The sequence below is a fragment of the Kitasatospora sp. NPDC057542 genome, from assembly GCF_042801945.1.
Taxonomy (GTDB): Bacteria; Actinomycetota; Actinomycetes; order Streptomycetales; family Streptomycetaceae; genus Kitasatospora.
The window spans coordinates 56,987-67,224 of sequence record NZ_JBHVFE010000001.1 but is presented as its reverse complement, the minus strand read 5'-3'; the positions used below and the strand labels follow the sequence as shown (position 1 = coordinate 67,224).

7 protein-coding genes are annotated in these 10,238 nt (G+C 72.4%); 2 read left to right on the top strand and 5 right to left on the bottom strand.

The genetic code is table 11. The features are described 5' to 3' along the window. Positions 1-50 precede the first annotated feature (50 nt). From ACFU7Y_RS00265 to ACFU7Y_RS00245, 5 genes are all read right to left on the bottom strand, one after another. A complete protein-coding gene (locus ACFU7Y_RS00265) occupies positions 51-269 on the bottom strand; it encodes an MbtH family NRPS accessory protein (RefSeq protein ID WP_224275953.1) in 219 nt (72 codons plus the stop codon). 89 nt (positions 270-358) lie between these two features. Next, positions 359-1,369, bottom strand: a complete 1,011-nt coding sequence (gene sbnA, locus ACFU7Y_RS00260; protein ID WP_224275943.1) for a 2,3-diaminopropionate biosynthesis protein SbnA — start codon at positions 1,367-1,369, stop codon at positions 359-361. A gap of 2 nt (positions 1,370-1,371) precedes the next feature. Further along, a complete protein-coding gene (gene sbnB / locus ACFU7Y_RS00255; RefSeq protein ID WP_380765703.1) occupies positions 1,372-2,370 on the bottom strand; it encodes a 2,3-diaminopropionate biosynthesis protein SbnB in 999 nt (332 codons plus the stop codon). Continuing rightward, positions 2,364-3,239 (bottom strand): pyridoxal-phosphate dependent enzyme, encoded by an 876-nt coding sequence (locus ACFU7Y_RS00250; RefSeq protein ID WP_224275939.1) that lies wholly within the window; start codon positions 3,237-3,239, stop codon positions 2,364-2,366. Before ACFU7Y_RS00250 ends, sbnB begins: the two co-directional genes overlap by 7 nt. A gap of 185 nt (positions 3,240-3,424) precedes the next feature. Next, a complete protein-coding gene (locus tag ACFU7Y_RS00245; protein WP_380765701.1) occupies positions 3,425-4,381 on the bottom strand; it encodes a TauD/TfdA family dioxygenase in 957 nt (318 codons plus the stop codon). Between the two features lie 410 nt (positions 4,382-4,791). Here ACFU7Y_RS00245 and ACFU7Y_RS00240 point away from each other — a divergent pair, with 410 nt between their 5' ends. Next, positions 4,792-7,782: a BTAD domain-containing putative transcriptional regulator gene (locus ACFU7Y_RS00240; RefSeq protein ID WP_380765699.1), complete on the top strand. Its 2,991-nt coding sequence runs from the start codon at positions 4,792-4,794 to the stop codon at positions 7,780-7,782. A 567-nt stretch (positions 7,783-8,349) separates the two neighbouring features. Continuing rightward, entirely contained in the window at positions 8,350-9,957 is a 1,608-nt protein-coding gene (locus ACFU7Y_RS00235) for a tryptophan halogenase family protein (protein ID WP_224275933.1), read from the top strand. Positions 9,958-10,238 lie beyond the last annotated feature (281 nt).

Genomic DNA, 10,238 nt, shown 5'->3' with positions numbered 1-10,238 from the left:
CGGTGTGGGGGGTGGTGTGCGGTGGGGGTGTGCGCCGGGCGTGGTACGGGTCAGCCGGCGGCCTGCTCCGCCATGCGGCGGCGCAGGCTCGCGGGGCGCATGTCGGTCCAGATCTCGTCGATGTGCGCCAGGCACGCCTCGCGGGTGCCCTCGGTGCCCTCCGCGTACCAGCCGGCCGGCAGGTCACGGTCGGTCCACCAGACCGAGTACTGCTCCTCGTCGTTGTGGACCACGCGGAACTCGGCCGGTGCGGACTGCTGTTCGGACATGGATGTCTCCTGAATCGAGTGGTTGACGTGGATCGGGCGGTTCGACGGACCGGCCGGACCGGGTGGATCGGCGAGTCGGCCGGACCGGGTCAGACGGAGGTGGTGAGGCGGGTCTCCCAGAGGTGGGAGACGGCTCCGAAGTGCTCGGTGACCCAGGCGTCGGAGTAGACGGTGTCGAGGTAGCGGTCGCCGCCGTCGGGGAAGACCAGGACGCAGGTGGAGCCCTTCGGGATCCGGTCGGCGAGCCGTTCCAGGGCGGCGACGACCGCCCCCGAGGAGGCTCCGGCGAGGACCGCCTCGCGCCGGACCAGCCGGCGGCAGGCCGCGACGGCGTCGAGGTCGGGGACGTGGACCACCTCGTCGGCCAGGGTCACGTCGGCGAGCGGCGGACGGATCGCGGCGCCGTGGCCGGGCAGCAGCCGGGGCCCGGGCGGGTTGCCGAAGATGGCGCTGCCGGCCGCGTCCACGCCCACCACCGTGGTGGACAGGCCGTGTTCGCGGATGTACTCGGCACAGCCCCGCAGCGTCCCGAACGTGCTGACCGCGCAGAACAGGTAGTCGATCCGGCCGCCCAGGGCGCGGTCGATCTCCGCCATGGTGCGGTGGTGCGCCATCGGGTTGAGCGGGTTGGTGTACTGGTTGGGCCAGTAGGCGTGCGGGATCGTCGCGGTCAGCTCCTGCACCCGGCGGAGCCGGGCGGGCAGGAACTCGCGGGTCTGCGGGTCGGGTTCGGTGACCACCTCCACCTCGGCCCGGTAGGCGCGCAGGAGGGCGATGTTCCGCTCGGTGGTCCGGGCGTCGACCACGCAGAGGAAGCGGAGCCCGAAGCTGCGGCACAGCTGGGCGAGTCCCACTCCGAGGTTGCCGGAGCTGGATTCGACGATCACCGACCGTCCCGGCACCAGCTCGCCCGCGGCGACCTTGTCGGCGAGGAGCCGCAGCGCGGTCCTGTCCTTGATGCTGCCGCCGGGATTGAAGCGTTCCATCTTGGCGTGGACCCGGGACCCGAGGTCCGGCAGCAACCGGTCGAGGAGCACCAGTGGGGTGTTGCCGATGGTCTCTTGCAGCCCCTGGGCCGGGGCGCGGCGTCCAGGCTTCATGATCAGCTGGTCTCTCCGGGGAGGAAGCCCTCGACCGGTACGCCGAGCCCCTTGGCCGACGCCTCGGCGTACAGCCGGGCGGCCAGCGCGATGTCGAGGACACCGAGGCCGAAGGGCGAGTAGACCAGGGTCCGCGCGGGGTCGCGGGTGAAGGAGCCCGGGTCCCGCAGCACCCGGCCGATCTCGGCGTCGATGAACTCCCGGCCGCCGGTGGCCTGTTCGGTGAGGTGGATGGAGGTCCGCTCCCGGCTGACGTGGTCGGCGTCGTCGACCACGTTCTGCGCGGCGAGGATGGAATCGGTGTGCAGGTCGCGCAGGGAGACGTGCAGGATCGTGGAGCCGACGGAGAGCGGGGTCAGGTCCAGGTGGGGCTCGCTCGCGGTGGTGGCCAGCGACACCAGACGGTACGCGGCGAGTGCCTCGGCGACGGTGACCGCGACGGTGACCCGCAGGCCGAGGAGCTCGGTGGCCCGGGCGGCGAAGCCGGCGGCCCGGTCCGGGTCCTGGTCGTACACCACGGCCTCGCGCAGCAGGGGCAGTTCCGAGCGGAGGAAGCGCAGCACCTCCAGGTTGATGACCCCGCAGCCGATCAGGGCCGCGCCGTGGGTGTCGGCGTCCGCGGTGAACAGCCGTGCGGCGAGGGCCGCGCTGGCCGCCGTCCGCTTCGCGGAGACGACCGAGCCCTCGATCAGGGCCTGGGGGCGGCCGGTGGCCGGCTCGTTGAGGATGATCGCCGCGCTGGCGCGCTCCAGGCCCGCCTCCAGGTTCCCGGGGAAGGAGGAGATCCACTTCATGCCCGTGGCCGGCGTCTCCCCGCCGATGAAGGCGGGCAGTCCGATGATGCGGTCCCGGGGGGAGTCGGGAAAGCGCAGGAAGATGGAGTGCGGCAGTGCGGTGAGGCCTTCGTCGTGGGCCGTGTAGGTCTCCCGCACGACATCGGCGACCAGGCGTTCCTGCCCGTCGAGAAGGTCCCGCACGTCGGCGTGACGCAGAATCAGCATGGTGTCGCATCCTTCAGCTCGAAGTTCTCCGGGCACCGGTCACCACCGGACGGAGAGACGATGACGCAGTTCGATCCGGCGGGGATCCGGTGCGCCAGGCTCAGCAGCGCCGCCGCGCCGGCGCCGGCCGCCGGGTCGGCCAACAGCCCTTCGCGGTGCAGCAGCAGCTCCCGCATGCGGGAGGTGTCCTCCAGGCTCACCCGCACCACCTCGTCGACGCCGAACGGGACCGCGAGCGGGCCGGACGGCACCGACGCGGGGGCTCTGACGACCCCGACCACCGTGGTGTTGAGCCCCTGGATACGCGCGTACTCGGCGCAGCCGCCCAGCGTGCGGGGGTAGTCCAGGTCGCACAGCACCAGGTCGACCCGCTCCTCCAGTGCCTCGGCGATCTCCCGCATGGTGTCGGTGTCCTCCCGCGGCCACAGCGGGGCCGCGCCGGTGCTCAGTCGCAGCGCACGGGAGTCGGTGGCGAGGATCTCCGAGAGCCGCTCGCGGGCGGCGCCGGGGGCGAGGACCTCGAAGCGCGCCCCGTAGGCCGTGAGCAGCGCGGGGTACGGGGCGGCCGCCTCCGCCTCCAGCAGCGCGAGGAACTCGATGTCGTAGAAGCGGCACACCTGCGCGAGGGAGACCGCGAGTTCGGGGGTGCAGATCTCGACGGCGAGCGAGCTGCCCGGGACGACGGCGTCGCGCCGGATCACCTCCCGCACGAGGGAGAGGGCCGTGCGGTCCTCGATGCTGCCGCCCGGGTTGTGGCGCTCCAGCTTCATGAAGACGCGGGACCGGAATCCCGGGATGAGGCCGGTGGTCTCCATCAGCGGCGTGTCGCCGATGGTGGAGATGATTCCGCGGTGTACGGCCTGGCTCACTCTGTCACTCCCTCTCTGACTCGCAGGATCAACGGTGCGAGAGGCGCCTATGGACGCCCTATCGAACATCTATACGAGCAATTCGCCGTGTCCCGGCGGCCGGTGGCCGATCGGGACCGCCCGGCCGGCGGGCGGTCCCGGGCCGCCGCGCTACGCGCCGGTGACCGGGGTCACCGGCGTGCGCATCAGCCGGACATCGCCACGAGGACCCGGCGGCTGCCCGTGAACGGCCTGCGGCCGTGCGCGAGCAGGACGTTGTCGATGAGCAGCAGGTCGCCCTCGCACCAGTCGACGTCAACGGCGTTCTCCAGTCCGCGATCGCGGATCTGCTCGACGTACGCGGCGGGGATGGGGCTGCCGTCGGCGAAGGTCACCGACTGCGGAAGCTCGTCGGGCGCAAGGATCGCCGCCAGCCGGGCCGCGGTCTCGTCACCGAGCCCGGCCGGGTGCCACTGGTCGGCCTGGTTGAACCAGACCTCGGTGCCGGTGAGGGGATGGCGGACGGTGGCCGGGCGGAGCTGGCCGACCCGCAGGCCGCCGTCGGCCTTCCAGGTCCAGTCGGCCCCGGCACCCGCCAGGAAGGCCTCGACCTCCCCGCGCTCCTGCGTCTCGAAGGTGGCCTGCCAGCTCTTGCCCAGGCCGTAGCCGTCGTGCAGGTTCTGGACGTAGCGCACCCCGTCGCGGAACGCCTCACGGACCTCGGCGTCGAGCGATCCGAGCCAGAGGGCGGCGTCGAGGACCGGGGTGGCCCCGCCGGTCGTCGCCGCCCTCTCGCAGTAGAACGCCAGCCGCGAGGGCCACTGGTGGGCGTAGCTCATCTCGTTGTGCATCGAGATGGTGAACTCCTGCGGGTACTCCGTCGACGTGTACACGTTCCCGCCGACCTTGGTGCGGGGCGAGTTGCCGTGCACATAGGCGAGCCGGTTCGGCAGCAGCAGGTCGAGGACGCCGTCGAGGTCCTGCGCGGTGATGCCGAAGCCCCGCAGGAGGATGCCCTTCCTCTCGGTCAGCAGCCGTTCCAGGCCCTCCTCGCCGGCTGCCTCGGCCAGTTGCCCGGCGAGCCGGTCCGGGCCGCCGGCCCCGTCGGCGGCGATCACCCACGGAGCCCACACGTCTGTCTGTCCTTCGGCCGCGGTCTGCATGGTCGGATCCCTCTTCTCTGCACGCGGGTGTCAGGTCCTGTCGCCGCAGAGTCGGCCGGGGAACATGCCGAAAACTATGCGGCTCCTACATCGCCGTACGGTCCGCCCGGGTCGGGCGACCGCGGAGCCGTCGACCGCGGCGCCGAAACCCGAGGTCAGGGCGGCCTTGGCAGCGGTCCGGGCGGTGGAGTCGTACGAGGTCTTCGGCCGCCAGGCGACGACGCACCGGAGTCCGCCGGTGGGCGCGCCGGGCACTTCCCGCCGCAGCGCGCCTCGGACGCCACCCCGCGCGTCAAAGGCGGCACGGCTCCAGAAGGGCCGTTCGCTGGCTCTACCAACCAGTAAAGGATGAGAATGGCGAGTCTGCCGGGGGGAAGCGGCATGGATCGAGCAGTGGGGGAAAAGCGAGCATGCGCGAGATCGTCTTCAGCCTGTTGGGCCCACTGGACGTTCGAGTCGACCACAGATCGATCCAGGTGGGCGGAGGGCGTCGACGCACGGTACTCACCATGCTGCTGCTGTCGCCCGGCCGTGTCGTCTCCGTGGACTCCCTCATCGACGCCGTCTGGCCCGCCGGCGCACCCACCACCGCCCGCAACCAGATCGCCATCTGCGTCGCCGGCCTGCGCAAGCTGTTCAAGGACGTCACCGACCCCGCGCACCTCATCGCGACCTCGCACCCGGGATACGTCCTCAACCCGCAGGGCCACCGGATCGACGCCGTCGTCTTCGAGGACACCGTCCGCCAGGCCCGCGAACTCGCCCGCGGCGGCAGGACCGCCGAGGCCTGCGACGCGTACGCCGAGGCGCTCTCGCTGTGGCGCGGCCGCGCTCTGGAAGGCGTCACCGGACCCCGTGTCGAGGGGGAGGCCGCCCAGCTGGAGGAGCTGCGCCTCAACGTCCACGAGGAGTACGCCGGCCTGCGGCTCCAGCTCGGCCGCCACCGCGCCCTGATCCCGGAACTCGCCGCGCTGGTCATGGAGAACCCGCTGCGGGAACAGGTCCGCGCCCATCTGATGCTCGCCCAGTACCGGTCCGGACGCCGCGCCGAGGCCCTCGCCCTCTTCCGCGAGGGCCGCCGGCTCCTCATCGACGAACTCGGTATCGAGCCCGGCCCGATCCTGACCGGGCTGCACGAACTCGTCCTGAACGACTCGCCCGAACTCACCCAGCCACCCGTCAACCCCTCCCCGGCACCCGTCGCCGACGTCGCCGCCCAACTGCCCACCGCCTCAGCCTCCTTCACCGGACGCGTCAAGGAACTCAGCGCCCTCGACCGGATGCTCGACGAGCGCCTGGGCCAGTCCCCCCTCGCCATCGCCGCCATCAGCGGCATCGCGGGCGTCGGCAAGACCGCCCTCGCCGTCCAGTGGGCCAACCAGATCGCCGGCCGCTTCCCCGACGGCCAGCTCTTCACCGACCTGCGCGGCTACGACGAGATGGACGCGCCGGTCTCCCCCTCCACCGCCCTCGACCGCTTCCTGCGCAGCCTCGGCGTCCCCGCGCCCCAGATCCCCACCGACCCCGGCGACCAGGCCGCCCTCTACCGCAGCGTGCTGGGCGGCAAACGCGTCCTGATCGTCCTCGACAACGCCCGCTCCTTCCGCCAGGTCCAGCCCTTACTGCCCGGAAACGGCCGCTGCTGCGTCATCATCACCGGCCGCGACCTCATGGACGAACTGATCGGCGACTACGCCGTCCTGTCCCTCGGCCTCAACGCGATGGCCCCGCAGGAGGCCACCGCCCTGCTCGCCGAGGTCGCCGGCGCCGAGCGCATCGTCGACGACCCCGGCGCCACCGAACGCCTCGGCGTCCTGTGTGACCGGCTGCCGCTCGCCCTGCGCATCGCGGGCGCCCGCCTCGCCGCGAAACCCCACTGGTCGGTACGGAACCTGGTCACCCGGCTGGAGGACCAGCGCCGTCGGCTGGACGAGCTCAGCCCCGGCGAAGGCGGCGTACGCGCCGGTTTCCGGCTCAGCTACCGCGACCTGTCCCCCCAGGCGCGCGAGCTCTACCGCCGGCTCGGACTCCTCAGCGTGCCCGACTTCGCCTCCTGGGTCGGGGCCGCCCTCGTCGACACCGACGCCGTCGACGCGGAGGACCTCATCGAGCAGCTCGTCGACACCCAGCTCCTGGAGGTCGCCCCCTCCTCGGGCCCCGCCATCCGCTACCGATTCCAGGACCTGCTCCGGCTGTTCGCCTGGGAACGCGCCCAGGAGGAGGAGAGCGAGGAGAACCGCACGGCCGCGCTGGAACGGGCCTACGGAGGCTGGCTCGCGCTCGCGGACGCCGCCCGCACCCGCACCTACGGAGGCGACCACACCGTCTCCTACGGCCGGGTCACCCCCTACCCGCTCGCCGCCGAGCTCACCGACGAACTCCTCGCCAACCCCATGGACTGGCTCGAGTCCGAACGCACCGCCCTGCGCGACGTCATCAAGCAGGCCGCGGCCGGGGACCACACCGCCGCCTACGCCTGGGGCCTGACGGTCAACAGCACCACCCTCTTCGAGGCCCACAACTACCTCGACGACTGGAGCACCTGCGCCGACCACGCCCTCGCCGCAGCCATCCGCACCGGCGACACCCTCGGCGAGGCCACGATGCTCCGCTCCCAGGCCACCCTGGCGATCTACCAGCGCCACTACGAGGAGGCCGTACCCCTGCTCACCCGGGCCCTCGCCCTCTTCGACGCGTGCGGCGAGATCCACGGGCGTGCCGTGACCCTGCGCAACCTGGCCCTGTGCGCCCGCTTCTCCGGCGACCTCGACGGCGCCATGCGGGACGCCCGCGAGGCCCTGGAGGGGTTCCGGCAGGCGGGCGACATCGCCGGCGAGTCCCATGCGCTGGGGCTGCTCGCCCAGCTGGAGCTGGAACGGGGCAATCTGGCCGAGGGAATAGCCCTGTGCACGGACGCCATCGCCATGAGCCGCAAGGCCGGCAGTGTCCGCGGCGAGACCCAGAACACCTACCGGCTGGCCGAGGCCCTGCTGCGCCGGGGCGACCCGGCCGCGGCGGAGGAGACCTGCGTCAAGGTCCTCGCCCTCACCCGGCAGGACGGCGACCGGCTCGGCGAGGCCCACGCGCTGCGCGGCATCGGCGAGGCGCGCTGGCGCCAGGGCGCGTGGGAGAGCGCGCAGATCGCGCTCCTCCAGGCCCTCGAAGTCGCCGACGAGGTGTCCGACCGGTTCCTCCGAGCCCGTATCGAGGCCGACCTCGGCTGCGCGCTCGCGGTGCGCGGCACGCCCGAGGCGGCCCTCCGTCTGGAGGCCGCGCGGGCCGTGTTCGAGGACCTGCGTGCCCCCGTCTGGCAGGAGCAGGTGGCGAAGGTCCTGAAGAACGTGACCGCAGCCGGCGGACCCGTCTCCCCGCAGGACCTCATCGACGTCCTGGAAGGCTGACGCGGACGGTCAGGTCCAGGGCACCTCGGAATCACCGGCCACGCCCGGAACCGGCGTCCCGGGGCCCGGACCGGTCCACGGAACCTCGTCCTGGGCCCCGTACTGGACCCCGTACCGGATCGCCGACGCCGCCGGAACGTCACTCGCGGCTGCCTGCCCCGCCGAGCACACCGTCAGGGCCGAGGCCGCGGCCACGACGGAGCCGGCTACGACAAGTGCGGTGCGGATGCTGCGCATAAGGGCTTCTCCTCGTCACGGGCTCTTCGGTGCCGCCCGGTCGGGGCGACAGTCATGACGTTAGGGAGCGCCGCTGTCGAGCCAATGTCTCTTCGATTTCACGGACGGACCCCCGACCGAAACAGGCCGGCGCCCCCGCCGCGGGAACGTGCGGCCGGGGGCATGGCCGGGGCGGCCGTACCGGCTCCACACCTCCCCCGCGGCTCCCCGGCATCCCGGCACCCACGGCATCTCCGGCACCCCGGGCACGCCGCATCAAGAAATCTGCAAGGCCCCCGGACCACCCTGGAACCGGCCTCGGAACCACCTGTCCAGACGAGGGGCACACTCATGCCGCGAAGCTACGCCGACCGCCGCATCAGGAGCATCGTCATCCTCGGTGGCGACACAGCGGGCTGGATGACTGCCGCCTACCTCGGCAAGGCGCTGCAGGGCACGGTCGACATCACGGTCCTCGAAGACTCGGCCACCGCGCGCGTGGCACTGGGCGTGGCCACCCTTCCCAGCCTCCAGCGCACGTTCTTCGACTTCCTCGGCATCAACGAGGAACAGTGGATGCGCGAGTGCGACGCGAGCTTCCAGATGGCCGTGCGCTTCGTCAACTGGCGCACCGCCGGCCCCGGTGCCCCCGGGGCCCGCTCCCTGCCCGACCGTGCGCCGGACCACTTCTACCACCCGTTCGGTCTGCTGCCCGACTACGACCAGACGCCGCTGTCCCACTACTGGTTCAAGCGCGCCTACGAGGGCGACACCATCGAACCCTTCGACTACGCCTGCTTCCGCGAACCCCCGCTGATGGACGCCAAGAAGGCCCCGCGCTGGCTCGACGGCCGCACCGCCACCCGCTACGCCTGGCACCTCGACACCGGTCTGTTCACGGCCTTCCTGCGCCGCTTCGCGACCACCGAACTGGGCGTCACCCGGATCACCGACGAGCTCGCCTCCGTCGCCCGGCGCTCCGACGGCTTCGTCACGGCCCTGCACACCGCGAACGGCTCGGTGCTGGCGGCGGACCTCTTCGTCGACTGCTCCGGCTCCCGCGGCCGGCTCCTCGGCGAGGCCATGGCGGAGCCCTTCCGCTCCGCGGCCGACCACCTGCCGTGCGACAGCGTGGTCACCGCCGACGTCCCGCACGACGACGACGTCCACGGCGTGGAGCCGTACACCTCCGCCATCGCCATGGAGGCCGGCTGGACCTGGAAGATCCCGCTGCCGGGCCGGTTCAGCACCGGCTACGTCCATTCCAGCCGCCACACCACCCGCGAGCGGGCCGCCGCCGAACTCCTCGCCCTGTGGGACCTGGACCCGGCCACGACCACGTGCACCCACACCCGCCTGCGCGTCGGCCGCAGCGAACGCGCCTGGGTGAAGAACGTCGTCGGCATCGGGGCGTCCGCCTGTTTCCTGGAGCCCCTGGAGCCCACCGGCCTCCACTTCATCACCACGGCGCTGCGCCGGCTCACCTGGCACTTCCCGGACCGTTCCTACGCCCCGGCCCTCATCGACCGGTTCAACGGGGAGTTCCGGACGATGTTCGACGACACCCTCGACTTCGTCCAGGCGCACTTCCACCACGCCCCGCGCGAGGACACCCCGTTCTGGCGGGCCGCCAAGCGGCTCCCCCTGCCGCAGAGCGTCCAGGACAAGGTGGACGCCTACCGCGCGGGCCTCCCCCTCGACAGCCCCTGCACGGACGAGTCCGTGTACTACGGCCTCGAACCGTCCCCCGGCTCCCCGTGGACGAACGGCAGCTACTACTGCATCCTGGCCGGGCTGGGCGTCCTCCCCGACGTCCCGCTCCCCGCCCTCGCCCACCGCCCCGCCTCGGTCGCCGGCGCCGAATCCCTCTTCGTCGCGGTCAAGCGCCAGCAGCGCACCCTCCTGGAGACCCTGCCCACCACCCGCGCCTACCTCCGCCACCTCCACGCACCCCGCTGAGGGGGCACGAGGGCGGCGGCGATCCCGTACCGGCCGCCGACCGGCCTTCGCGCACAGGTTCCCGGCGTGACGAGTGGCGTGAACACCGGGCCGGGCTCGGGCGCCTCCTCCCGGGCACCACCCGGATCCGATCCGGCTCGCCGAACGCCCTCCGTGAAGCTGCCGGCAGGGCTGGACCGGCGCACACCACGCGCAACACGATCAGGACGCACGGCTCTCCCAGACCCCCGGCGCAGCAGCCGGGGAGCACTCACCTCATTGGCCCGGTCGGCATGCGCCGC

What these genes read in the sequence shown, in the direction of transcription:
- sbnB (WP_380765703.1), bottom strand. Translation starts at nt 2,370, where the DNA reads ATGCTGATTCTGCGTCACGCCGACGTGCGGGACCTTCTCGACGGGCAG.
- ACFU7Y_RS00235 (WP_224275933.1), top strand. Translation starts at nt 8,350, where the DNA reads ATGCCGCGAAGCTACGCCGACCGCCGCATCAGGAGCATCGTCATCCTC.
- ACFU7Y_RS00240 (WP_380765699.1), top strand. Translation starts at nt 4,792, where the DNA reads ATGCGCGAGATCGTCTTCAGCCTGTTGGGCCCACTGGACGTTCGAGTC.
- ACFU7Y_RS00245 (WP_380765701.1), bottom strand. Translation starts at nt 4,381, where the DNA reads ATGCAGACCGCGGCCGAAGGACAGACAGACGTGTGGGCTCCGTGGGTG.
- sbnA (WP_224275943.1), bottom strand. Translation starts at nt 1,369, where the DNA reads ATGAAGCCTGGACGCCGCGCCCCGGCCCAGGGGCTGCAAGAGACCATC.
- ACFU7Y_RS00265 (WP_224275953.1), bottom strand. Translation starts at nt 269, where the DNA reads ATGTCCGAACAGCAGTCCGCACCGGCCGAGTTCCGCGTGGTCCACAAC.